Raw genomic sequence first — 24,886 nt, 5'->3', positions numbered from 1 at the left:
TTACCAATCTCGCCCCTGTGAGCGATCTGAAACGAAAAGAAGCCGGTTCTTGCGCGAATCCCTAGCTCTGTATCGGCGCCCGTACACCGCTGACAGCCTGTTGGTACACCAGTAGTCCGGCAAGAAGCATCTATACTACCTTTGTCACGCAAAGGGCTGCCCCAGCTATCGCAAGTCGATCCGGCGCGATGTGCTTTAGGAGGAATTCGACGAACTGCTGCAAAGCCCGACCCCATCCAAAGGTATCTTCGCCTTGGCCAAGAAGATGTTCGAGGATGCTCTACACCGGACCAAGCGAGGCTTCGGGAGGCTGTGATAGGGCGCTTAGGAGCCCCCGAAGGTCAGGAATGGGCCGGATTCGCCCAAAAGGCCACTCTAAACTTTGCAGTTTTGCAGTGTCCGCTTCCTGCGCATCAAGCCATGTCTGGGATGACCAGTTTGCGTCGGGAAAACCCCCGGAGACGAGGCCGTCAAATAGCTCGAAAAAGACGGTACAATACTCGGGGTGGATGCTAGGTCTTCCAAGGGGTCGAACACCTTCTTGGCCAAGTCGCGGGTTTCCGTTGCATCACGCACGGCAGCACCGCTGGCATCAACGATTGCCTCATCCAGACCGCGCAATGCCTCTTCCTGTTTCGCTGTGAACTCCGCGGCTGCGGCAACGTCACCGGCCTTGGTGGCCCGTGCTGCGCGGACACCCCAGCCTATTGCTTCAACGATGCCACCAATGGCAGCACCCTCAGCGACATTGCGTAGACGGTTGATGTACTCTGGGTCATCCGGATCGGTCGCTAGGACTTCGCCAAGTTGGCCGGTATCGATGTCGAATTGCTCAAGCATCCCCATGATGTTCGGGTCGTTGGGATCGAACACGATTGCGTCGGCTATTGCCCCATTCATGAAAGCACCCTTGAGGCCCGACAGACGGGTCAGCTTGCCTGCACCTGGAAAACCTGCGGTGAACCGTGAGATGCCGCCGACGATACCACCAGTAACAGTGCGGGGTTGGGACACTGCGTTGATCTCAAGCGCATCGCCTTCGACGCCTTCCTGACCAAACAGACCCTGTTCACCTTGGCTTTCGGCATAGGTCATCATGCGGAACTGTAGCTTGCCGTTCTCATCGTCCCTTAGATCAAGTTGGGTGGGGATACCACGCTCGTTCAAGGCACCGCCAATAACGCTGTTGCCCCACTCATAGAGGCTCTCCGTCGCATCTACCGTTTCATTGAAAGCCTCTTGCACACCGTATCCAATGGCGCGACCAGTCATGTCCCATGCCTTCCCTAGAAAGGTGCGCTCTTCGTCTTCCTCGACAGGGTTAAGGTTTGGTCTCTAGGTATTCCCGAGATGCCACTGAGAACAGCAGTGTGCCGGGGTGTATTGGCCCCCTACCTTCCTTGGCTTTCCACTCACGGTATATCTCTAGTGCCTTTACTGCGTTCTCGTTAACCACCTCAACAGCGGTATCATTCTCAGGGTCTTCCCCATACTCGAGGTTCTTGGCACCCTGGATGAGGCCTTCGAGGTGCCCCTCATCTTCCAACCGCTGCACTTCGTCAGCTTCCCCGATGTAGCCTAGTAGGTCGCTGATCATGTCGCGAATGTCGGGCTTACATGCGTCAAGTTGTCCGTAGAGTTCCGTCGCAATGTTATGCTGGCGTCTCTTTGCATCCCTTAGGTCACTTGTGCTGGTAGAGCGTTTAAGCTGCTTTCGACCGTCGAAGTGTTGTCTGAGTTCCACGGGGATCGTAAGTAGCACGTAGTACTTGCCCTTGTTCAACGCTAATGTTGTGGCTGGGTACTCTGACAATTTTATCCTCCACCAATATCCTCGATGGGATGCTCCAAACCATAATGTATTCAGGAAAAAAGGACAATGGGTGTGGGTGGCGGAGACGAAGGAAGCAGCACAAAGCTTCCAAACCATTGATTAAAATTAATAAAAATTAATAAACTTGATTTCATACCACAATTTATACCTCACCTCAAACTCCTTCCGCGTATCGGCAAGCCTAGGCAGCGATACTGTTCTCTTCAGGTCTATGGACCAAAGACGCAAGGCCGTTTGCTTCCAAGCAAGCTCTTGCCGTCGCCGCATAAGGTGAATTTGGCGCTGTGAGCTTGGAGACTTTTTGCAGAAGTCTAGACGTTCGTTCGTAGTCTGCTTTTGTGCATTCGTCTATGTTTTCAGGACAAGCGGCACGAAACTCCTCTATCCAATCAGTAACTTCACGCCATTTTTGCTTGCGTGCCTGGACTAGGCGCTCATGATCAAGATGAAGAAAGTAAACGGTGGTTTCGACTTTCTTCTTCACAACAGGGATTTCTGGGGCGGAGGGTATCGGAATGCCTCTTTCGTCGAAGGTAATTTGTTTTGGGTCCTCGGGTTTGGTGGGATCCAGGAGGAGACAAATCTCGGGCCCGCAATCTCGATCGGTCCAATTTGCTCTGGCACAGCCTGGTGCTAGCGGGAAGAAATCCCATTTACCACGAGCAACGCCTTCCGCATCTTTGTGGGGTGCATTCGAGTAGCTCCCTGCGATGCGGTAATTTTTCCAATCAAAAGCCAGCCAAGGATATCCTTCATGCTCGGTCTTGTCGGGGTCGAGAGCACGCTTCTTCGGCCTAAAATGATCAACGTGCCAATCTGACACCGCATCTGGTGCCTCTGAGTACCAGCACTTCCCCGAAGACATTTCTAGCAGGTGCGCCTTAATCTCACCCCAAACAGCTGAGTTCGCGTCTATGAAATCCTTACGTGCATCAAGGTCAGGCAATGCTTCCAGCTGCTCCTGCAGCGCAGCGACCTTCGCCAACCACGCAGCCGGTATTTTTGCCTCATCTTGGAAAACGTAGATCATTTGTTGGCTTCGTCCTTCGCCATGATCTTTTCGAGCATTACCTTCGCTGCCTCGTTCTGAGCCAAGATCTGGTCTGGTGTAAGAGCAGATCGAGTATCCTTCTTCACCTCCTCTAACGCTCGGAGGAACAGGGCATACTCGGGCTCTCTATCCTCAATGATGAAACCTAAGCGCTTCAGCTCGCTTGACAGTTCGACAAGCTCTTTCTCTTGCGCTTTCGAGCGATTTTCCAATCGTATCAGAGCGTTGCGCGTATCGAGCTTTTCCTGAGTATTGGGATCGACGGTGGTCGGCAGGCCAAATATCTGCGTGAGAATGCTGGTAAAACCAAGGCCGCGAGGTTCAACGTCCGGCGGGCGGGCAACAAGTTTGTCGCTGTCATCTCGGTACATGACCTGCACTTGCGATGCCTTAAGCCCGCCCATCGTGAGTGGGTCGTGGCTGGTCATGATGATATGGCTCTCACGATTGCCCTGCGCGACCTCCCGCACGAGGGGCAAGTAGTCCCACTTCCAAGCCGGGTTAAGATGGGTGTCCGGTTCATCTAGCAGGAACAAGCTTTCGTCGCGTCCCGTGAAGCGCATCAGGCCTAAGACGCTCAAGAGTTGCTTTTCACCATCGCTGATTTCGTGGAAGGGAATCTCGCCGTCGACATCATCGCGCCTCACCCAAATCCTGACTTCTCGAACCAGGTCAGAGATATCGAGGGTTTCCAGAAGTGCGAAGAAGGCCTTTTCGCTGCCAAAGTGATTGGCGATGTCGCGCAGCGACTTTTCATCCCTTATATAGATATAGGATTGGTCTTCCTTGGATGATGTCGTCCGATAGTCGTCTTGTTCCTCGGCGCTATACTCGAAAGGAGCAAGAGAATGCGCCCATAGCTGATCGAGTAACGACCTTACCAGCCCAGCCGCATGCCAAAATCGAGGGTCGCCATGTTCGAGTTGATGTTTGGTTGGTGTGGAAGTCGCCCACCTTGGCTTGCGGAGAACGATTAGCGCACTATCGAAGCCGTCTATCCGCAGCTGCTGCTTCAGGAAAGCGCGAGCGGAGTCCGAACCACGCGCAAAATATGTAAGCAATGCTAGCTGCCCATACGTTGATCGGCAGTAGAACAAGCGACGAAGATCAATTTCCTCGACATCGCTACTTTGTGAGGCGGGTGAAATTACATGCTGATAATATCGCGCTTGGTGAGTGTCGAATAGCTTTTCTAGCCTTCGACTGGTACCGGAGTAGTAGCCAAAGACGTTGTCCGGCAAAAATTCGGATTTACCTTCACTGAAGGCCTTTTTTGACAGGCTCTTGCCATCAACTTTTATCGTTTGCTTTTTGCGAACCAGTCGATTGTCAATTTCGACAGTTCTACCATGACATTTATACGCCATCGCATATCTAAACTCAGTCGGCTTTCCGAGATCAAGATCACGAAAAATCGTTACGAGAGCTTCGATCACATTGGACTTACCCGTCCCGTTTTGTCCAATCAGAACGGTTGAGAGCTCGCCTTCGTCGAAATCAATCTCGAAGTCGGTTAGGTTCTTGAATTTACTTACCTTTAGCCAATCAAGCCGCATTTGTGGCAACAAGCGTCCTTTTGTCCTGGGTCTCGTCAATGCGTCCTGCTGATACTTCATCCCTGAGCAGCATGTAGAACTCGTTCAAATCCATTTCGCTCTTCAGCCAAAGGTCTCGGGAAGGTGAAGTGCCGCCAAGCTTTTTCAGAAGCGAACTAAGATGCGTCTCGGAGACTTGCGACCGTTTTTTGTCGTTCATTTCATCCGCCTTTTTCTTACTTGTGCTTGCTTTCTTCCGTCCCGTGGAAGCTCGCCTTGTTTGCTTCGGTGTAGTCGCTCTTTCTTCCCGAATGCGGTCGAGCAGCACGCTGGCCGGTTCCTCGTTCGGGTCTTGAGGGACTAGCTCACCTGCGAAAGCTTTAGCGAGGATGCGCTCATCCAGACGGTCTGTGAGCTTTAGGGCCTTCTCTGCTTCGGAAGCCAAGAGGTCGATCTTTCTAAAAGCTGCTTCGATCCAGCGGACGATTTTAGCCTGTTCGTCAATTGGGCACCAAGGTATTGGCGAAGCATTCATTTGCTTTTTGTTTATCTTCGGAAGCACCGTACGCCCTTCGCTTAAGCCAGTAAAATAGGCATACTCAGCGCTCAACAACCAATAGAATAGATACTTGATATCACAACAATCGCGGGGGCGTACCGGATACATGTCAGCACTGCACGCACCGTTGAATTCTGGCAAGATTGCCTTGCGCAAGTATGGTCGGATCTTTGAATAGACGATTTGACCTTGGTAGAAACGATGCTTGGCACTGATGACTTCGTCTTCGGCAATCGTATTGTATGGCAGAAGTCGGCCGGTGTTCTTTTCAATGTTGTCCGGCGCAATGTGAGGTAGCTCTTGTATGTCTGCTACGGGTGTCAAAGCGAGCTGGATTTCTGCAACATCCTCAATTGTTCTCCATTCCCAGCTTTCCGGAAGATCCCAAAACCCTTCCTGTTCGAAAGACTGCCGGTCCTCGTTGGGCGAAGCCAGCCTGCCACTGTAAGCCGCCTTTATAACTTGATCGCGATACCGTCCCACCAGCTTTGCGATGGCGTTGAGGTGTGTCCGGGTAGCGGTGGTATGAGCGCTGAGGGTGTCGAGCTTCCTCACAATCCGCTTTTGCTCCGGGAGCGGCGGGAGCGCTATTGACTGGGACGAGATTTTCGTGAGGGTAAGTCGTCGGATTGCGGTTCCCGTCATCTGCCCTACCATCATCTTCAGCGTAATTGGCGAATTAAGCCAGTACTTCAGAAAACCTGCACTCAATGCGTCATGCTCAGGCTTCAGCAAAGCGACGCTAGAGAGCAACGAAAATGGCTCATCTAAGGGATTTATTATTGCTAGGCCGGTGGTTGCGCCATCTTTGATATACAGCACGTCACCCTTTTCCACTGGGCAACGACTATAGATTTCGTCATGTGTTTCGGCATTCACAAAGGAGATGTTAGACAAGTCTAATCCCCACCTCTTAATATTTTTGGCCGTGACATACATGAACTCGCCGGTAGGAAGGTTTACAGGCGAGTGATGGGTACCATCCGTTATTTTCGAACAGGCAAATTTTAAGGTTGTATCGGCCCAGCCGAGAGGAAGCTCACTCATCCAGCAGCCTCCTGCTGAGCTGCCCGCTGCTGCTGCCAGTCATGATAGGTCTGCTTAGACCCTTTCACCTTCCACTCAACCCGACCGTTGCTATTGCGATCCAGTACGATTGCTGCGGCTGCCGAGGGGCTGTTGAACGACCACGGCTTGGCAAAGCGCTGCCTGTCCGCCCCATGCGGGATCAGCACACCATCTGCGATCAGCTTCTCTTTCAAACCGCCATAGCTTTGCTGGACATAGCCTGTGCCGGTCAGCGCCTCTGACCCTTCCAGCACGATGAATTCGCCGTCTTCCTCCACTGCCGTGGCCTGAACGCCGCTCTTGTGGCGGATTTCAAACTGGACATCGCCCGTGGTTCGTTCCTCCACCGGTTTGGCAATTTGCGTCACAGCGCGCGGTTGCGGCTTGAGCATGTCCAGCCCGATTACCGGAAGGATTATCCGCAGGTTTGCTAAGAATTGCTCCATATTCGCCACGTCCGCCTCGGGCAGCCTGCGACGGCTGGTATCGGGCTGCGTACCATTGTCGAGCGTCACGCGCCCGGCTTGTGAGGTCAGCTCGATCAGTCGCGCTTCAAGGTACTCGGCATGGCCCTTCGACAGGTCGTCGTCGCTGGTGGTGACGGTGATCGCCGTTTCCCAGAAGTCGCGCTTCAGGGCGCTCTGCTTGATCCGTTCGGCCACGGAATTGCCCGAGCCGATATAGACGCGCGTGGCTCTCGCCTTCTCAGGATCAGGACCAGAGAGGATATAAACGCCCGTGCGATCAACTTCCTCCCGCGCGGTCAGGTCACCAAAGGCGGAGGCCCCGCTGACAAACAGCAGCCCCGTCCAACCGTGGATGGTCGCTTTGCGCAGACCAGTCGGCTTGCCATCTACAAGGAACAGCTGGATCGTGCGCCCGAATGTGTCGCCCGCACTCATTCGGCGGCCTCGGGTTCAGGCGCGTCTTCCAGTTCCTCACTTAGAGCTTCGATTTCATCCAGCGCGGCGCGCAGATGCCCCATGATCGCCGCCGCGATCTCATCTGGGTCGGTCATGTCGTCTTCAGGGTCACCGCTTTCATCGCGCAACCAAGTCCAATCGAGGTTGTCACCGCGTTCCGCAATCTGTTCGCGCGTTAGCTTGCGCCAGCGGCCGTCTTCGCCTTGTTCTTCACGGTCGGATGCGCCCAACGGATCATCGCCGAAGAGTTTCTCAAATTCTTCAAAGTGCTTGTCGGTCAGTGCATTGGTCTTGCCGAATGACGGCATGTTGGCGCGGAGGTCGTAAAACCAGACTTCCTTGGTCGCCTGCTTTTTATGATCAGCAGGCATGATTTTCTTGGTCTCACGGCTGAAGAACATGACGTTGGTTTTGACGCCTTGCGCATAGAAAATCCCTGTTGGCAGTCGGAGGATCGTGTGCAAATTGCAGTTCGCCATAAGGAAGCGACGCAGCTCAGTCCCCACACCATCCCCGAACAGAATGTTGTCGGGCATAACGATTGCGCAACGACCATGTAGTTTTAGGCTTCGAATAGCGTGCTCGAGGAAAGGCATCGGCCCGACACGTTCGCCCGCGGTCAACGTGAAGTCAGGGCGGTTTACGTTGCCCGACATCTTGTTGAACGGCGGGTTGGTGAGGATCACATCCGCACGGCCCAAGTGCTCTCCTTGCGGAGCGCAGCTGTCCTCACATCCAACAATGTTTTCAATACCATGCAGCAGCATGTTCATGACACAGAGTCTGTGGGTATCTGGCACCCATTCGTGACCTACGAAGGCTTGGTGTCTTTGAAAGTGGCCCTCGGCATCAGAGAGTTTGAAAAGGTCGTCAGTCTCATCTTTGATGTAATGATCTGCAGCAATGAGAAAGCCGCCGGTACCAGCAGCCGGGTCCTGTATGACCTCACCCGGCTTGGGCTTGATCAGGCGTATGATTGAATCAATCAGCGCACGCGGGGTGAAGTACTGACCAGCCTTGGATTTCGTCGCCGATGTCGTCTTCTCGAGGAGGCCTTCGTAAAGATCACCCAAGCCATCTTCCCTAGCGGTGAACCAGTCAAGCTTGTCGATGTTGGTAGTCAGCGTCTTCAAATCTTTGGGCAGGCGAAGGTGGGTCATCGCATCTGTGAAGATGGCTAGTGTGACAGGGTCTTTCGTCTTTTTCGGGTTGCCCAACTCCAACAACATCGACTTGTAGTACTCGAGCTGATCCCCACCTTCCATCTTGGCGAGCTTGCTCCAGCAATGTCCGTTTGGAAGCCGATTCTCTTGTCCGGTTTCCTCCAACATCTTTAAGAAGAGGAGGTATGTCAGTTCGTTGACATAGTTGCTGTAAGATACGCCTGCCGACTGGAGCGTCTTACACTCCTTCCATAGCTTGGCGACGATTTCAGCGGTATTTGGATTCATGCGCTCGTTTTCCAGAGTTCTTCGTTAAAGTCCGATAAGATGGCTTCCAGCTGGCCATTAAAGACCTTGTTGAGCCGGTTGAAGCCTCCTTGGGCTTGAAATGTACCTTGGTCAATCGCTTCGCGATCAACAACGATCTCTTGCGCGATCTGATCAGCGATCCTCCGAAGCCAAGTCTTCTGTGGCGAGGTCCAGCTGGCCTTCGAGAGGATGGCTTTTGTCGCAGCCTGCACCCTTTCATCAAAAGGTATCAAGGGATCGCCGATTGCTGCCTGGCGAATAAACCCGATGATTGAAGCGGCGATGTCTTCATTGGATGCGTCGGACCATGCTTTTCTTAGCGATGTCTCGGAGAAGCCCATCTTGTCGAGCTCCAGACGCAAACTGCGAAGCTGTCCACGGGTAAGGTCGCGTGGACGCTGAACAACAACGTTCAGTGCGGCGATCTTGTTTTGGTTGTTCTTCACATAGGAGGAGAAGGTGTCGAGAAAGTCCTCTGGTTTCGAGTAGTCACCATAGCCGGTCGTGACAGATCTCATTTCATCTTCGTGTTCCGAGATCGGGATGAGATTTGGACCCGATCCCTCTGGCTTCCAGTCGAGAATTTTGCCGATGCTCGTGTACTTCTTGGCATATTCAGCAGTCGCTTTGGGGGATGCATTCCGCAAACGATCTCTGAGCTGTTCAGCCGTTTCGCCGGTAGCTTCAGTCAACGCTTCGTTAATCTTGCTTGGCATATTCCTAAGCTTGCGGTGCAGTTTTGCCAAAATCTGATCTCGGATGAGCTCTTGTTGCTCGGCTTCTTCCACGGTCGCCAACTCGTCAAAGAGCTGCTCAAACCTCAATGAAGGGTTGCTTGCAACGGGCTTCATCTGGGTCATGTCCTGAAGCGACGCGTATAGATCAACAGCGTCGAAGATCCTAAAGACGTCCTTCCCAATTTCATCACACCGCCGAGTGGCGCGCCCAAGCATCTGCTCATATAGGATGCGACTGTTTACTCGCCGAATGAAAACAAGATTTGTGATCTTTGGAACGTCGATGCCAGTGGTCAAAAGATCGACTGTTACAGCTATCTGAGGGAAAGCATCGTTCCTAAAGGACCTGATCAGCTTGCCGACCTTGTCAACGCTGCCTGTGATCTTGCGGATGGCTGCGTCTTCGATCTCTCCGTACTGCGCTGCAAAGGCCTTCTTGAGCTCCGCAACCACAATATCCGCATGCGCATCAGTCACAGCAAAAATGAGGGTCTTCCCCTCAAGGCTTGGATCGATGTGTTTCGCGAGTTCCTCCGCAACAACACGATTGAATGGCTGTGTGATGACCTTTCTGTTGAAAACCTCGACCTGAAAGTTCAGCTCGTCAGGTGCCGTGGTTTCGTCAATCTCGCCCGTGCTTGCATCAAGTACTTCCATCGCCTCACCGGCCTCAAACTTGATGCCTGCAGCGCTCAGGGCTGTCTCAAATCTGGTGGGGGGCTCATGGTCGATAAGCCAGCCATCCACTACTGCCTCACGATAGGTATAGGTGTAGATTGGCTCGCCGAAAATCTGAGCTGTATGAAGGGCCGGAGTCGCTGTCAGCCCAATTTTCACTGCGTCAAAATACTCTAACACCCTGCGATACTTGGAAACGTAGTCGTCCTGACTTCTAAAACTAAGCTCTGCATCCGACATCTCACGGTCCAGCAGATAGCCTCGATGGCACTCGTCGATAACCATCAAGTCATACTGGCCAATGGGCGGGACGTCGGCGGGTTCATCGTTGTAGAGGACTCGTTTGACCAAACCCTGAATCGTGCAGATGTGAACGCGAGTTTCAGGGTCCGGCTTGATGTCCTCGAGGCCCTTGATTCCAAACAACTGACCAAACGTCTTTGGCCCTTCGATGGCCGTACTCGTGAACTCGTCACTGGTTTGCGTGCCGAGAGCGGATCGGTCGACCACGAAGCAAACCCGTCGAAAACGCTTAGTCGACAGCAGGCGGTAAAGCATGGCTATGGCTAGCTTGGTTTTGCCGGTGCCAGTTGCCATTGCCACAAGCATTTCGCGCTGTTCTGTTGAAAGGGTCTCTTCAACTTTCTGGATCGCAGTTTTTTGGTAGGGCCTCAATTGGAAGCCGAAGTCAAAGCTACGCGCCTTGAGTGCATCTTGCGCCGCTTCTTTCTCGACCTCCATTTGCGAGGCAAGTTCGTCGGGCGTGAACCAATCCATTAGAGCACGTCGGTGGTTCTGTGCACGCCTTGCATCTCGGAACCAAATGCCGCTCTCGGTCTCGACTTGTTTCAGGTAAGGCCGAGCATTTGTAGCAAACAAGAACGGAACTCGGAAACGTTCATCCCAAATCTGAGCGCTCCCTTGCGTGCCAAAACCTGCCGAGTAACGTTCAGCTTGGTCAATGGCAGCCGAAACATTCTTTCTGTATCGCTTGGCCTCTACGATGCCGAGGCAAACTTCTCCGACAAACAGAGCGTAATCGGCTGGTCCATGCTCCGTCGGCCACTCAGCAATGGCCATGTTGCGACCCTTGACTGGACGGGTTCCTTTGGAATGGCGGAGCTCGATGCTATCGGCTTCCCAACCTCTATCTCTTAGTTGCTGATCAATCAAAGCGCGTGTGGACTGTTCGTCCAAATCAATTGCCCCATCAGCAGACATTGACGCTGACAGAAATGCGCTTTGCTCGAGCTTGTCGTCTTTGGAAGCTTTCGAGACGAAGTCATTCAGCTTAACTTCTGCCTCCTTAGCCAAATCCTCCCAAATACGACGCTCTTCTGCCTCGCGATTGGCTCGCTCAGATGCCGTCTCTGCTACCCTCTGCGCGGCTTGTTCCGCCTCGGCCGCTTTTTGGGCTGTTGAAATTGCATCGTTCCGCTCTGCCCGCAGCCTATCGATCTCATTTCGTAGCTCTTCAGCCACTTGTTCTGGAGCGGTAGGCGGCAAGAAAGGAGGAACCGAGAATGTGTTATCCTTTGTCGCTGACCGGACGTGCCACACCCCAAGCTGTACGCACATTTTGAGCGCTGTTAGTGCCTGCCGATGATTTCCTTTGCCTCCGTGAACTGCGTCATTTCCAAGCTTTCGGACGTGGTGAAAAACATCGAGGACCTTTTCTGGTGCTGCACGTTCGAATTTCAGCGTGCGCAGCAATTCAGATTGAGACTCCCCGGCTTCGAATTCGATGCCCACCTTTGCTGCATGTCGTTGAGATAAATGCTCACAGAACTGACGGAGTTTGATAATTGAAGTGCTGGGATCGTCATGGAAGTAACTCTCAGCGAGGCGGCCCAAATTGACCAGTTGCTCGTCAAGAGTATCGAGAAATTGAAAATTACTTTCGGTTGCATTCATTCACACACGATTGCTTAAAATTCATTCTGGAACAAGCCACTAGCGTGCGCTCAATTTATCTCCGCATTGCGCTCCACATCGTCCCAATGCTTGTTGACCGGAAGCGTCCTGGCTCTTTGCTGAATGTCTCGGATCGTCACAGGTACATAGCCCCAGACATCCACCCCAACATTCACCGCATTTCGGCTCCCCGTCCATTGATCATGAACGTGGCCAAAAAGTTGGAGCGCGCCTTTGCGGGCCTTGTGCCAGGTGATCATCGGGTAGTGGCATAGGACCGAAGGTGCGCCAGTTCCGTCCGCCACCTCGGTCAAATGAGTGACAGAGGTCCAGGGCAAAGCTTGCGTAGCCTCGCCGTCATGATTTCCAACGACAAGGTGCTTCTCCGCGCCCGGCAGCCGGGAAAAAAGGTTCGACAACCACTTGCGATCTTTGGCCTTAGGCCCGAAAGCAAAATCTCCAACTATCCACAAAGCGTCTTGCGGGCCGATCTTCGAGGCGAGGTTTTCGAGCAAAACAGCATCCATGTGGCTCGCTGACTCAAACGGGCGAGCACAATGCTTGATGATGTTGTCATGGCCGAAATGCGTGTCGGCGGTGTACCAGTGCTTCATGGCTAATCTCAAAATTTGCAATACGCTCCAAGGCGGGGTCCGCCGCGTGGCACCCAATGTCTTTTCTGGCTAGGCCAGCGCCACCTGTCTGACACCATGGATGTCACGAACCTTGGTGTCCGATGTAATTCCAGCGGCCACCAACGCCTGTTCGACCTCCTTGGAGACACGCTCTGCGCGCTCCTGTGCCCAAGCGGTCAATCTTGTGGAAATCCACCACGCGGCAGGCAAAAGGACGAAAGGATAGAACTTCAACGCCGACGCGGACATGCTGTCGCTCATGTTCGGAAAAAACACGGCCAGGATCGCGTAGTAGACCAACAGAAGGGGTGGACCCATTCCCTCACAAGGTGCGGTGCCGTAGGCACAAGCGTAACCTTGCTCGGCTTGTCTACCGGTTCTTCTAACCAGTCCGCGATGCCAATGTTGATACAGGCTGCTCATTGGCCTTTCCCAGCAGCTCGTGCCTCCCGCGCCACCAAGCTATCGAGTGTCTCGGCTTTCGGCGGATACTGAGCCAAATCAATTGGCGTGACGCGATTTCCTTTTTCTTTTCCTTTTTCTGACTCTGCTTTCCTTTCCTGTGGCAGCATCGTGGGGCTATCATGAGGGCACCGTGCGGGCACCGTGCTATAGTCGAACAAGCCAAAGCAGATGTCTTTTACTTCCGGCACTTCTTCGAGCCGCTGGCGGCGAACTTCATCAATCATCGCAGCATCAAGGTCCGGATGCTTATGTTTTGCTTGAACGATGAACCTTCTGAGCTCTTCTATGACCTCAGGGCCGTGCTTGCTTTCTGGATCATATTCGCTGACGCGGACGGCACTTCCACACAAAAATTCTGCTATTGAGCGTGCGGTGATTTTTGCTCTGGGTAGCCATGCCATCCGATCTGTGAATGTCAGCTCTCGATTTGATGTATTTCATCTGTCCCAAAAGATCGCATCCTTCGCTCTTGTTGCTGCAACATGGGGCCTACAACCACACATATGCCTGTCAGTTTGGTTTGATTTGCGAGCGAAATTTCGGTATTGTTGGCATGCTAGAACCACTGGACGAAGCCTCGCTTGCGCGGGGTTTTGTTCGTTCTAGGGAGCCGGAATTTCGTTAACGACACGAGCCTGTTGAACCCATGCGTTAAGGTCAGCGCCATGGTATTTTATTCGTCGCCCAAAGCGCAAAAAACTCGGGCCCACTCGACGATGTCGCCATTGGGCCCGCTTGTTGCGCGGCGCGATGACATCAAGTTCTGCGTCATTGTCATCGTAAATTCGGTCGTTCTCAAAGATGTCAGGTCGCATTCGGAGCCTCCGTACAGATTGGATTTGACCGAATGCTGGCACATGCAGCGCAGTTTGAATTCCTTAAACAGTTTTCAGGAATCTATTTTTTCATGCCGACGCCCGAACAAATCGAAGGTACAAAGGCTCCTTCATCTTTATGGGGTTTGTTCTCTTCTGAGATGCGAAACGCTCTCTCAAGAAGTCCACCGCCTGCTGTTCGCCTTGCACTGGCTCAAGGTCGTTACTTAGTCGGGCATGCTGATAACCAGCTCTCCACAGAATGACATAGTGCAGAATGTCTGCATACTTCCGCCAAAGCCCGTCGAGTCGATCAGTTCCGGTTTGCTTTAAAGCTCTTGGCAAATCTTCTTTGAACTCGGGGTCCTTCAAAAAATCGCCCCTCATTGTGTCGAGTCTCTGCAGGCTATCCGACACTGTCTTTTTTGCTTCTTCTTTGCTTTGCCCCTGCAACACTGCCTCCAAAACCATCCTCAGTGGCTGAACGTCGTTCAGAATGACATCGAGTACGATTTTGCTAGGATTGCGTATGTCGTGCCGCAGCTCTTCAGTTTTGTCTAATATGTTGTAGTGAGTTTTCGCGTTTAGCGAGTTGCCCTCGTCGAAGTCTGCCATTGCCCAAGCTTTGTAATAGTATGAAAGCATCCCAAGGTAAGTTCGCTCAAATTTCAATTTTTTGGACCGGCAAAGAAAAAGCGTTTCTACGGCAAGCCACTGAGCTTCGGCTGAAGCGATAAAGGGATAGCCTTCGGATGGCACTAGAAGTTCAGGCATCGCGGCTGCTGTCAATGAAACGGCACCATGCCTCTAGAAGAGCACGCCTTTTCTCTAGCAAGTCGGATCGTGCGTAAGCGCGTTCGACCTCTGAGCCGACTTGATGCGCAAGGCTCATTTCGGCCAACTCTCGACTGAACCCAGACTGTTCTGCTGCCCAATCCCGGAACGCTGATCGAAACCCATGGACTGTGATCCCCTCAACTTTCATTCGACGCAGCAGCATGAGCATTGCCATGTTTGACATTGGCCGATGTCTCTTCTGCCCTTCAAACACCACCTCCGAGCGAAGCGCTTCGAGTGGCTCAATGATCGCAAGCATCTCGTCGGTTAGCGGGACACGGTGCTCTTGATCCGCCTTCATGCGCCCAGCCGGAATGGTCCACAACTTGTCGTCGAAATCAAACTCTTCCCAACGGGCGTGCAGAACTTCACTGGTACGGCTGGCTGTCAGACACGTGAACATCAGCGCCTTTGCGGCCATTGCATCTTTGGTTGCCAGTTCAGCATAAAACGCTGGAACATCCTTCCAGTGCATCGCTTTGTGGTGCTGCACCTTCTGTTTGACCGGCGGCAGCACACGGGCGTCGCGGATCGTAGTCACGGGGTTCTCGCCGTCTCGGAAGCCTTTGGACTTTGCCACGTCTAGTACGGCTTTGATCCGTTGAGCGAGGCGTTTGGCTGTTTCGTGTTTTTCGGTCCAGACTGGGAGCAGGACTTGCAGTACCTCGGGTTGGCCGACCTCAGATACCGGCAACCGCCCGATCTTAGGGAAGGCATACTCGGCAAGTGTGTTGATCCACTGCTGACCGTGCTTAGGGTTCTTCCATGTTGGCAATCGCTCGATATGGACCTGGCGCGCGATCTCTTCGAAGCAGGGGATTTCTTGGCGTCCGTTGTAGCGAGGATTGATGCCCTGCTTGGCGAGGCGGCGATACTCCAAGGCTCGGTCTCGCGCTTCGTTCAGGGTCACGACGTCGGCACCGCCCAAACCGAAGTCCGTGCGCAGCGGTTTGCCTTCGCGGTTGCGCTGGCCCTTTACTGTGACACGGACGATCCAGCGCCGAGCACCGGATGGATCGACCACAAGGTACAAACCGCTCCCGTCACCGTGGCGACCGGGGCCGAGGGTTCGCACCAGATTTTTCGTTAGCTTCCCGCTTAGAGCTGCCATGAAATACCACGTTTTCTACCACGCAATGAATGGAAATGAGTGTAATCGAAGAGAAATGAAACGCAACAATGAATACCGATAAACTAACAAATACAGCAGCATAGAGCGCTCAACGGCAACGAACGGCAATATAAAGAAGTGGTAGGTGGCGGAGACGAAGGGATTCGAACCCTCGAGACGGTTTCCCGCCTACTCCCTTAGCAGGGGAGCGCCTTCGACCACTCGGCCACGTCTCCGCATTCGCTTCTATGTACTAAACCTCTTGCCCACAAGGGAAAAACCAAGTTTCCAAAAAGTTGTTCAGGTAACAATATATTTTTGCCGTCTCAATGAGTTGTTGTGGGTCTCAACTGTGCACGGAAAATCCCCGCAATGGGCGTTGTAGCGTTCTCAGCTTGTTCACTGCGGAGGTTTGCGAAAATTGAACCAGCGAACAGCGCCTTGATCAAGCGGGGGGTCAACGACATAAGCCCAAAGGGAAAATTGGATAGGCCGGCTAGGTGACCGCTAGGCGGACAAACCGAACTTCGACGTCTGGACTTGGCTGACGCCGCGCAATCTCCCATGTGCCGCGCCTTTTGAACTGTTCCATAGCTTATGCTTGAGAGCGATCATTCGCAAATAGAGCATTAGCTAGACCAGATACCGGACTCTTTCGCTGCTAGTCGCTCGTGTCAGCGCAAAATAGATCACATGTGTGCCTCTTGAATGAGTTTCCGCGTGGCTTCAGCGGGCAATGTCTCGAAAATCTCCACGATTGAGGTCGTTGGCGTGCACCGAACCTAGCGTCGTCTGCCGGTCACAAAGTATGCCTAGAAGAAAAAAGACGTTTTCCCGCAATGATACGAGGTGCATGTTGGATCAGTCGTTGAACACCACCACAGATCGCCGCCCTTTGCGGATGTCATTTGCCAAGACACTGGGTGGCACGTCGCCCGCAGCTATCGTGACGATGTGGGCCGATTGGGCAACGCACCTATCACTTGCGCCGGACAAACAGGTCGAACTTTTGCACATGGCGCAAGGTGCCTGGGCCGATTGGGCTCAATTTGTGATGGCTGGCTGTCCTGATGACCCGGATGCCCGCCCCACCGCACCGGCAGACTCGGATCGACGCTTTCGCCACGACAGTTGGAATAGCGCCCCGTTCGCCGCACTGGCTCAGGGTTTTTTGCTAATTGAAGAGCTGGTTGATGCAGCCACATCCAATGTGCCGGGCCTTGATTCTAGACATGACAGGGCCATGACCTTTATGGGACGTCAAATACTGGACGCCTTCGCGCCGAGCAATTTCCTGCTGACCAACCCCGAAGCCCAGGATCGTCTGCGAGAGACCCTTGGCGGCAGTCTTGTGGCGGGCCTACAGACCTACTTGGCCGACCTGCAAAAGGTTGGAAAGGACAAAGCCGCGACACCGAACAAGAAAGTTGGGCGCGACGTGGCTGTGACACCGGGCAAGGTTGTCTATCGCAATCATCTGATGGAACTGATTCAGTATCTTCCTGCAACGGAAGCGGTACATCCAGAGCCGGTGCTGATCGTCCCAGCTTGGATTATGAAATACTACATTCTGGATCTCAGCCCTGAAAACTCGATGATCAAATACCTGACGGAGCAGGGTTTTACCGTGTTTGCCATTTCCTGGCGCAACCCGGACGCCGCCGATGCCGATCTTGGCATGACGGACTATCTAGAAAGCGGTCCATTGGCCGCCATCGACCATATCACCCAGACAACAAAGACCGCACAGGTCCATGCAGCAGGCTATTGTCTGGGTGGTACGCTATTATCAATCGCCGCCGCAAAAATGGCGCGCGACAATGACAACCGCCTGGCCAGCATGACCCTGCTTGCGGCGCAAACGGACTTTAGCGAAGCGGGCGAGTTGATGTTGTTCATCAATGAAAGCCAGGTGTCGTTTCTTGAGGATGTGATGCAGGCGCAAGGCTTTCTGGATGCCAGCCAGATGATGAGCGCCTTTCAAATGCTCCGCTCAAACGACCTGATTTGGTCGCAGATGATCCGCAAGTATCTGATGGGTGAAGGTGACGGGGCGATGAACGATTTGATGTCGTGGAATGCCGACAGCACCCGCATGCCCGCACGCATGCATTCGGAATATCTGCGCCAGATGTTTTTGAACAATGACCTTGCCGCCGGTCGCTACCATGTTGATGGCCATGCGGTGTCACTGCGTGATATTCGTATACCGGTCTTTGGCGTCGGCACAGAAACAGACCACATCGCGCCATGGCGGTCGGTTTTCAAAATCCATAACCTTGGCCACGCCGACGTGACCTTTGCGCTGACCAATGGCGGGCATAATGCGGGGGTTGTGTCCAAACCTGGCCATCCGCGCCGCCATTTCCGTCTGCACACGACACGGGATCAGGAAAAGGCCCTGACCCCGGATGACTGGCTTGAGGAGGCCGAACTCAACGAGGGGAGCTGGTGGCTCGCCTGGACCACCTGGTTGTCCGAGCATTCGGGCAAGAGGATCAAACCACCAAAAATCACGGGCGCGCTGGAGGACGCGCCGGGGTCTTATGTCAAAATGGAGTAGCCCATGCTTCCCAACACAGACTTCCTCACCGGCCGCAAAGGGCTGGTTGTCGGCGTCGCCAATGATCAGTCTATCGCAGCGGGTTGCGCGCGCGCCTTTCGCGCCTCAGGCGCCGATCTTGCGCTGACCTATCAATCTGAAAAGGCGAAACGATTTGTCGAACCTGTGGCGCAAGGCGTTGATGCAGCACTATTTATGCCCCTTGACGTTACCGATCCTGCACAGATGGATGGCGTGTTCGATATGGTCGCTGCGAAATGGGGCAAACTCGACTTCCTCGTCCATTCAATCGCCTTTTGTCCGCGTGATGATCTGCACGGTCGTGTTGTGGATTGCTCGCAGGACGGGTTCGGCCTTGCAATGGATATCTCGGTCCATTCACTGATCCGGCTGACAAAGCGTGCCGAGCCGCTGATGACAGATGGCGGGACGATCCTGACGGTGTCTTATCATGGCGCCGAAAAAGTCGTGGAGAACTACAACATCATGGGCCCGGTCAAAGCTGCATTGGAAGCGACCGCCCGCTATATGGCCACCGAACTTGGGCCCAAGGGCATTCGCGTAAACGCGATCTCGCCCGGTCCGCTGCAAACACGTGCGGCCTCGGGCATTGATCATTTCGATGAACTTATCGAAGACGCCAAAGCCCGTGCGCCCATGCACCGTCTGACAACGATTGAGGAGGTGGGTGCCATGGCCGCCTGCCTCGTGTCAGACTTCGCCCGTTCCGTGACTGGCAACACCGCCTATATCGATGGTGGTCATCATGTCGTCTGATCATGACGCCGCCCTGGGTTATATCGAAAATCGTCCGTTTGATGAGATTGCTGTCGGCGACTATGCAGAGCTTGTCCGTACGCTGACAGCACAGGATATCGACGCCTTTGCCGTTGTGTCGGGCGATGTAAACCCAGCCCATGTGGATCAGGAATTCGCCGAGGCTGACATTTTTCACAAAGTCATTGCCCACGGCATGTGGGGGGGGGCGCTGATTTCCAACGTGCTGGGCACGAAATTGCCCGGTCCAGGCACGATCTACCTCAATCAATCACTGAAGTTCCTCAAACCCGTGGGGATCGGGGACACTGTGACCGTCCGTGTCACGGTCGCTGAAAAAGATGAAGAGAAAAAGCGACTGACGCTGGATTGTCTCTGTACCAATGGCGATGACAAACCGGTCATCAGCGGACAAGCTGTCGTGATTGCACCCGACAAAAAAATCAAACGCCCGCGCGTCGTGATGCCGGATCTTGTGATGCATCGAAAGGGTGGCGGCTACGATCACCTGTTGGAAGAGGCGCTGAAGCTACCGCCCCTGACCGCCGCCGTTGTGCATCCCTGCGATGCAGATAGCCTCGGCGCTGCACTGAAAATTCGTGACATCGGGTTGGTCGAACCCCTGCTCGTGGGTCCGAAAGCGCGAATTACCGGTGTGGCAGCGGCTGAGGGGCTGGATCTTACCGGTACCCAAATCATCGATACAGAGCATAGCCATGCCTCTGCGGAAGCAGCGGTCGCGCTGGTGCGCGACGGCCGCGCGCGCGCGTTGATGAAAGGTGCATTGCATACCGATGAGATCATGTCTGCCGTTGTTTCCAAAACCGGAGGTCTGCGCAGCGAACGCCGGATGAGTCATGTCTATGTCATGGACGTACCAACCTATCCCAAACCACTGTTGATCACGGATGCCGCCATCAACATCGCGCCGGACCTGCAGACCAAGGCAGATATCGTCCAAAACGCGATTGATCTAGCCAGCGCCATCGGGATCGAGACGCCCAAAGTCGCACTGTTATCCGCGGTTGAGACGATCACACCGCGCATCCCATCAACGGTCGAGGCAGGTGCATTGTGCAAAATGGCCGATCGTGGCCAGATCAGAGGTGGTGTGCTGGATGGCCCGCTGGCCTTTGACAACGCTGTTTCCATGCGCGCGGTGGCGACAAAAGGGATCACTTCGCCTGTGGCCGGACAGGCTGATATCCTCGTTGCTCCTGATTTAGAGGCGGGCAATATGATCGCCAAGCAACTGATGTATCTGGCAGGGGCAGAGGCTGCGGGCATCGTCCTGGGTGCACAGGTGCCAATCATCCTCACCAGCCGTGCGGACGATGCACGCACGCGCGTCGCCTCTGCTGCGATTGCGATGCTGTTCAACAAGAGCCGTCTGGCATGAGCCTGATCCTGACGCTGAATACCGGGTCCTCATCGCTGAAATTCGGGCTTTATGAGAATGCCGAGGAGCCAATAGTGCTGCTGTATGGCCAGGTTGACGGGATCGGTGCCGAGGCGCAACTCATCGTCGAGAAAGACGGGGCAAAAACGAAGCAGAACGTCACCGCCACCACGCCAGCCGCCGCGTTGGACCAAGTGATCGCGGCCTTACGTGCTCTGATGCCGGGCTTGAACATTAGTGGGGTCGGCCACCGCATCGTCCATGGCGGGCCCGATTTTGCCGATCCGATGGTGCTGACCCCCGCAGTGTTGGAGAAACTGCAAGACTTTACGCCGCTCGCCCCATTGCACCAACCACATAACCTTGCGGGTGTGGAAGCCGCTCAGGCAGCATTTCCCGACGCGGTGCAGATCGGTTGTTTTGACACCGCTTTTCACCGTGGCCACCCTTGGGCCAACGATACTTTCGCGATCCCACGTCGCTTCTACGATCAGGGTGTGCGCCGATACGGCTTTCACGGGCTGAGTTACGACTACATCACCGGCGTTGTTGAACGGCTACATCCCGACCTCCATGCCGGCCGGATCGTTATTGCACATCTCGGCAACGGGGCGTCAATGTGTGCGGTTCGGAACGGCAAAAGCGTTGGCTCCAGCATGGGCTTTTCGGCGCTGGACGGTCTGCCCATGGGCACCCGTTGCGGACAGATCGACCCCGGTGTGCTGCTCTATCTGATCGAACAGAAAGGCATGGATCCGCGCGATGTTTTGCACATGCTTTACAAGGATAGCGGGCTCTTGGGCCTTTCGGGCATATCGAGCGATATGCGCAGCCTTCTGGCCTCCGATGCGCCAGAAGCGGCAGAGGCGATTGACTACTACGTCTTTCGCGCACGGCGAGAGGTGGGGGCAATGACGGCCGTCTTGGGGGGCATTGATGCGCTGGTTTTCTGCGGCGGCATCGGCGAAAACGCGGCGCCCATCCGGCAAAGGATTATCGAAGGTCTGGGCTATCTCGGCTTGTCGGTCAACGATAGAGCCAACGAAGCGAATGCTCTGGAGATTGGACAAGGCGCAACCCGTGTCATGGTGGTCCCAACGGACGAGGAAAGGATCATCGCACGGGCGGTCAACCGCGCCCTTGAAAAGCGAGAGCAAACCCGCCGCGCATCATGACGCCAACAACGGCGAAGCACTTCGCTTATAGAAAGTAATTCGTCAATAAAGCACCGGCTTGCCGACGTTGGACGTGGGGGCGAAGTCGACGAGGCTGGTGCCTTCGTGCAAGTCGCGAAGCAAGTCGTCGCGACCATGCACATCTCTTCAGCCGAAGAGTGTCTGTGCGTCTTGCGTTTGATGTCTTTAACCAGCTTGTCAGCAGCATCTTTCGGTGCTCCGGACTTCTTGTTCATCTTCGCTCCATATTGGCTCGAGCTCTGGCATGTCTTCTAGTTCCTCGCTTATCGCTTCGATTTCGTCGAGCGCTGCACGCAGATGCACCATGATTGCCGCAGCTATAGGTCGCCTTAACCGCCGGTTGATTCAATCGACATGCGCTTAGCGTAACATAAGGGCACATGACATCGCGGCAGAAAAGGTGGACTAAACGGGGGTCTGAGAATTTCTTGCCGAATTTTTATGTTTTTTATCAGCATTTTATGGGATTTACTGGTGCCCCCACACGGACTCGAACCGCGGACCTACTGATTACAAATCAGTTGCTCTACCAGCTGAGCTATAGGGGCACTGTGCATTGCTGCAATGCTGACTCGTCAGCTTGGCGGCGTATAGCAGGCGAAGAGTCGTTAGTGCAATGCCGATTGTGGTTTGTCTGAGAAAAAACGCGGCGTCCGCAGTACGTTCAATCCTGATGGCTTGCGCAAATCCGGTTTCGCTGCCGTCGAAACCGATTATGTTGGCGCGACGCTCACGAAGACAGGCCAAGCCCGCATCATGCAGATCGCATTTCATATTGGCGCCAATTGCACCGACGAAGACCGCCTGTTGAAGTCGATCCTCAAGAATGCCGATACGCTTCTGCAACAAGGTATATCGGTTCCAGGGCCGAGCCGTTACCGTCGGCTGCTGAGAGAAACGATCCAAAACCTCGGTGCCGACCGCCCTGCCCCGGATACGCGCGATATCCTGATAGATGCCATTGTTGAAGATGACAGCGTCAGCCGCATCGTGCTGAGCAATGACAATTTCATCTGCATCCCGAAGCGCATTTTCGACCACGGAATGGTTTATCCGCAGGCCGAACATAAGGTGCGCGGGCTGCACCGCCTGTTTCCTGATGACGAGATCGCGCTGTTTCTGAGCATCCGAAATCCGGTCACCTTCCTGCAGGAAACCTTTCAGCGGGCTCAGGCCGCGGATCTCGAAACGTATCTGGGCTTCCAACAACCCAGCGACTTGAACTGGTCAGACGTCATCGCCCGCATCAAGTCGGGCGCACCGGACTCGCCGCTGACTGTCTGGTGCCACGAAGACAGTCCGCTTTTATGGGAGGATCTGATCCGGGCGCAATCAGGCGTCGCTCTCGACACTCAGATGCTCGGCGGACTGGATCAGATTGGGGATTTGCTGAGCCCTGACGGACAGGCGAAATTGCGTGAAGCGCTCAACAATACAGCGACAACTGAGACCCTAACGCGCCAAGAAATTATCGCCAATATCTGGGAGCAGCACGGGCTTGACGATGCCGTGGATTATGAAATCGAGCTACCGGGGTTCACACCGTCCGTCATCACGGCGCTGACCGAGCAATACGAGCGCGATCTTGAAAAGATTGACGCGATGGAGGGCGTCGAACTGCTGCTGCCGTTTCGGTAGCCCTACATGCCCAAAGCCGCTTTATACATGTCCAGAACCGCCTCTTCTTCAGCCAGATCATTGGCGTCGCGCTTGCGTAAAGCCACGACTTTGCGAAGCACTTTCGTGTCGTAGCCACGCCCTTTGGCTTCGGCCATCACCTCTTTCTGGGCGTCGGTGATGTCTTTCTTTTCCGCCTCCAGCCGCTCGAACCGTTCAACAAATTGACGCAACTCCTGTGCTGCAACATTTGTTGGGGCGTCGGTGACGGAATCGGTCATGAAAGCTCTCCTTATTGGGCGTGCCTTTCCCTATCGCCGGACCCTGGGGGCTGCAAGTCTTGCAGTTGCCTCTGTCGCAGGGTACGTCCCCGCGCGAAGTGGAGATATGTGATGGAAAGCGTTGTCTGGATTGGGGCGGGCCTGTCATTTCTGGGCCTGATCGGGATTGTCTACAGTATCGTCGCCGTCTCTCGTGCGAAGCGCGCTAACCTGTCTGATGAAGAATTGCGCGCCCGTATCTCTGCCATTTTGCCGATCAATCTAGGGGCGCTTTTGGTCTCGGTCATCGGATTGATGGCCGTGGTGATTGGCATCATGCTGGGCTAATCGTCCGGGCCTTCCTGAATGACGATCATGGCCATCGCGGCCAAGGCGGGTACGGCCGCGCCGTATTTGCGGGCCATTTGCGGGTTTGATGCGTTCCCGGCAGCCGCGCGTGCGGCGACACCAGCCAGAATGGCCGCTAGCCGGAAGAACGCAAAGACCAGATAGAACGGCCAATGGTCGATCCCAGCAAGGCCGCGTCTGCGCGCATAGTCGGCGATGTAGTCCGCCTCACTCGGCAGCCCGAAATCGGCGCGGTCAATGCCTGCAAGGCCCCGCATATCGCCCTGATTGGGCAGGCGCCATTGCATGCATTGATAGGCCAGATCAGCCATGGGATGGCCCAAGGTGGATAACTCCCAATCAAGCACTCCCGCGATTTCTGGGGCGTGAGGCGCAAAGATCATGTTGTCCAGACGCCAATCGCCGTGAACCAGCGACACGGCCCCATCATCCGGGGGCATCTGTGCACCGAGCCAGTCAATGATCTCAACCATTGCATCCGAGGGGGCATCGACCGAGGCAAGGTATTGCTTGCTCCACCGGTCCAGTTGGCGGGCGAAGTAATTGCCCGGTTTGCCGAAGTCGGACAATCCCACGGCATCGACATCAACATCATGCAAGGCGGCCAGTGCTGCATTCATCGCATCATAGATCGCCGTCCGCTCCTCCGCCTGAAGATCGGGCAAGGCGGGATCCCAAAAGATACGGCCCGGCAGATAGCGCATGACAAAGAAAGCGCGGCGGCTGGGTGAGGTTTGGGGCGCGGCCAGATGCAGGACTTCGGGCACGGGCACATCCGTGCCTGCCAGCGCCTGCATCACCCGAAACTCACGGTCTACCGCATGCGCGGACGGCAGAAGCTTGCCGGGCGGTTTGCTGCGCAAGACGTAGGCCCCGCTTGCAGCCTCCAACCGATATGTCGGGTTGGATTGGCCGGTGCCAAATTTGGTCACGCTGTGCAGTGTCTCAAACTCGGGGATCACATCGCTCAGATATGCCTCGAGCGCTGCGTGGCTGACCCCTATTCCTGTCGCGGCTTCCTTCATGGCGCCATTAGTGGGCAACCACGGACCGGGCGCAAGCCATTGATTG

The 24,886-nt window shown here is 54.5% G+C and carries 21 protein-coding genes and 2 tRNA genes; 6 read left to right on the top strand and 17 right to left on the bottom strand.

What is annotated here, in order from left to right:
* Positions 1-375: 375 nt before the first annotated feature.
* From SLH49_RS07405 to SLH49_RS07340, 14 genes are all read right to left on the bottom strand, one after another.
* Positions 376-1,272 (bottom strand): hypothetical protein, encoded by an 897-nt coding sequence (locus SLH49_RS07405; RefSeq protein WP_320268487.1) that lies wholly within the window; start codon positions 1,270-1,272, stop codon positions 376-378.
* Positions 1,273-1,321: 49 nt separating this feature from the next.
* Positions 1,322-1,813, bottom strand: coding sequence for a DUF6538 domain-containing protein (locus tag SLH49_RS07400; RefSeq protein WP_320268486.1), 492 nt, complete (start codon positions 1,811-1,813; stop codon positions 1,322-1,324).
* Between the two features lie 202 nt (positions 1,814-2,015).
* On the bottom strand, positions 2,016-2,864 hold the full coding sequence (locus tag SLH49_RS07395) for a hypothetical protein (protein ID WP_320268485.1): 849 nt from the start codon (positions 2,862-2,864) through the stop codon (positions 2,016-2,018).
* Positions 2,861-4,501, bottom strand: coding sequence for an AAA family ATPase (locus tag SLH49_RS07390; protein ID WP_320268484.1), 1,641 nt, complete (start codon positions 4,499-4,501; stop codon positions 2,861-2,863). The genes SLH49_RS07395 and SLH49_RS07390 overlap by 4 nt, the downstream gene beginning before the upstream one ends.
* Positions 4,431-6,026 (bottom strand): restriction endonuclease subunit S, encoded by a 1,596-nt coding sequence (locus tag SLH49_RS07385; RefSeq protein WP_320268483.1) that lies wholly within the window; start codon positions 6,024-6,026, stop codon positions 4,431-4,433. The genes SLH49_RS07390 and SLH49_RS07385 overlap by 71 nt, the downstream gene beginning before the upstream one ends.
* Positions 6,023-6,949, bottom strand: coding sequence for a GIY-YIG nuclease family protein (locus SLH49_RS07380; protein WP_320268482.1), 927 nt, complete (start codon positions 6,947-6,949; stop codon positions 6,023-6,025). Before SLH49_RS07380 ends, SLH49_RS07385 begins: the two co-directional genes overlap by 4 nt.
* Positions 6,946-8,421: an N-6 DNA methylase gene (locus SLH49_RS07375; RefSeq protein WP_320268481.1), complete on the bottom strand. Its 1,476-nt coding sequence runs from the start codon at positions 8,419-8,421 to the stop codon at positions 6,946-6,948. Before SLH49_RS07375 ends, SLH49_RS07380 begins: the two co-directional genes overlap by 4 nt.
* Positions 8,418-11,771 (bottom strand): type I restriction-modification system endonuclease, encoded by a 3,354-nt coding sequence (hsdR, locus tag SLH49_RS07370; protein ID WP_320268480.1) that lies wholly within the window; start codon positions 11,769-11,771, stop codon positions 8,418-8,420. Before hsdR ends, SLH49_RS07375 begins: the two co-directional genes overlap by 4 nt.
* A 50-nt stretch (positions 11,772-11,821) precedes the next feature.
* Positions 11,822-12,385 (bottom strand): metallophosphoesterase, encoded by a 564-nt coding sequence (locus tag SLH49_RS07365; RefSeq protein ID WP_320268479.1) that lies wholly within the window; start codon positions 12,383-12,385, stop codon positions 11,822-11,824.
* Positions 12,386-12,454: 69 nt separating this feature from the next.
* Positions 12,455-12,724, bottom strand: coding sequence for a hypothetical protein (locus SLH49_RS07360; protein ID WP_320268478.1), 270 nt, complete (start codon positions 12,722-12,724; stop codon positions 12,455-12,457).
* 101 nt (positions 12,725-12,825) lie between these two features.
* The gene (locus SLH49_RS07355; RefSeq protein ID WP_320268477.1) at positions 12,826-13,272 is read right to left on the bottom strand and encodes a hypothetical protein; all 447 of its coding nucleotides are present in this window, start codon (positions 13,270-13,272) and stop codon (positions 12,826-12,828) included.
* 504 nt (positions 13,273-13,776) lie between these two features.
* Complete coding sequence (locus SLH49_RS07350) at positions 13,777-14,460, bottom strand: hypothetical protein (protein WP_320268476.1); 684 nt, start codon at positions 14,458-14,460, stop codon at positions 13,777-13,779.
* Positions 14,453-15,634 (bottom strand): tyrosine-type recombinase/integrase, encoded by a 1,182-nt coding sequence (locus SLH49_RS07345; protein ID WP_320268475.1) that lies wholly within the window; start codon positions 15,632-15,634, stop codon positions 14,453-14,455. The genes SLH49_RS07350 and SLH49_RS07345 overlap by 8 nt, the downstream gene beginning before the upstream one ends.
* Before the next feature lie 146 nt (positions 15,635-15,780).
* Positions 15,781-15,870 (bottom strand) — tRNA-Ser (locus SLH49_RS07340).
* A 632-nt stretch (positions 15,871-16,502) separates the two neighbouring features.
* Between SLH49_RS07340 and SLH49_RS07335 the strand changes: the two genes are divergently transcribed.
* From SLH49_RS07335 to SLH49_RS07320, 4 genes are read left to right on the top strand one after another with little or no spacing between them, the layout of a single operon-like run.
* Positions 16,503-18,197 carry a PHA/PHB synthase family protein gene (locus tag SLH49_RS07335; RefSeq protein ID WP_320268474.1) on the top strand — a complete coding sequence of 565 codons (1,695 nt, stop codon included), beginning with the start codon at positions 16,503-16,505 and terminating at the stop codon, positions 18,195-18,197.
* A gap of 3 nt (positions 18,198-18,200) precedes the next feature.
* Entirely contained in the window at positions 18,201-18,974 is a 774-nt protein-coding gene (fabI, locus tag SLH49_RS07330) for an enoyl-ACP reductase FabI (protein ID WP_320268473.1), read from the top strand.
* Complete coding sequence (locus SLH49_RS07325; protein WP_320268472.1) at positions 18,964-20,373, top strand: bifunctional enoyl-CoA hydratase/phosphate acetyltransferase; 1,410 nt, start codon at positions 18,964-18,966, stop codon at positions 20,371-20,373. Before fabI ends, SLH49_RS07325 begins: the two co-directional genes overlap by 11 nt.
* Complete coding sequence (locus SLH49_RS07320; protein ID WP_320268471.1) at positions 20,370-21,548, top strand: acetate/propionate family kinase; 1,179 nt, start codon at positions 20,370-20,372, stop codon at positions 21,546-21,548. The genes SLH49_RS07325 and SLH49_RS07320 overlap by 4 nt, the downstream gene beginning before the upstream one ends.
* 493 nt (positions 21,549-22,041) lie before the next feature.
* On the opposite strand, the gene SLH49_RS07315 is transcribed toward SLH49_RS07320, so the two are convergent.
* Positions 22,042-22,117: transfer RNA gene (locus tag SLH49_RS07315), tRNA-Thr, on the bottom strand.
* Between the two features lie 82 nt (positions 22,118-22,199).
* On the opposite strand from SLH49_RS07315, the gene SLH49_RS07310 reads away from it, so the two are divergent.
* The gene (locus SLH49_RS07310) at positions 22,200-23,207 is read left to right on the top strand and encodes a hypothetical protein (RefSeq protein WP_320268470.1); all 1,008 of its coding nucleotides are present in this window, start codon (positions 22,200-22,202) and stop codon (positions 23,205-23,207) included.
* 2 nt (positions 23,208-23,209) lie between these two features.
* On the opposite strand, the gene SLH49_RS07305 is transcribed toward SLH49_RS07310, so the two are convergent.
* Positions 23,210-23,467: a DUF2312 domain-containing protein gene (locus SLH49_RS07305; RefSeq protein ID WP_320241772.1), complete on the bottom strand. Its 258-nt coding sequence runs from the start codon at positions 23,465-23,467 to the stop codon at positions 23,210-23,212.
* Positions 23,468-23,578: 111 nt separating this feature from the next.
* Here SLH49_RS07305 and SLH49_RS07300 point away from each other — a divergent pair, with 111 nt between their 5' ends.
* On the top strand, positions 23,579-23,794 hold the full coding sequence (locus SLH49_RS07300) for a hypothetical protein (RefSeq protein WP_320268469.1): 216 nt from the start codon (positions 23,579-23,581) through the stop codon (positions 23,792-23,794).
* Here SLH49_RS07300 and SLH49_RS07295 read toward each other — a convergent pair.
* Positions 23,791-24,840: a phosphotransferase gene (locus SLH49_RS07295; RefSeq protein WP_320268468.1), complete on the bottom strand. Its 1,050-nt coding sequence runs from the start codon at positions 24,838-24,840 to the stop codon at positions 23,791-23,793. The two genes, SLH49_RS07300 and SLH49_RS07295, sit on opposite strands and share 4 nt — an antisense overlap.
* Positions 24,841-24,886 lie beyond the last annotated feature (46 nt).

Source organism: Cognatiyoonia sp. IB215446 (genome assembly GCF_033963825.1).
Taxonomy (GTDB): Bacteria; Pseudomonadota; Alphaproteobacteria; order Rhodobacterales; family Rhodobacteraceae; genus Yoonia.
The sequence above is the reverse complement of the archived record's forward strand: the minus strand, read 5'-3'. Positions and strand labels throughout refer to the sequence as shown.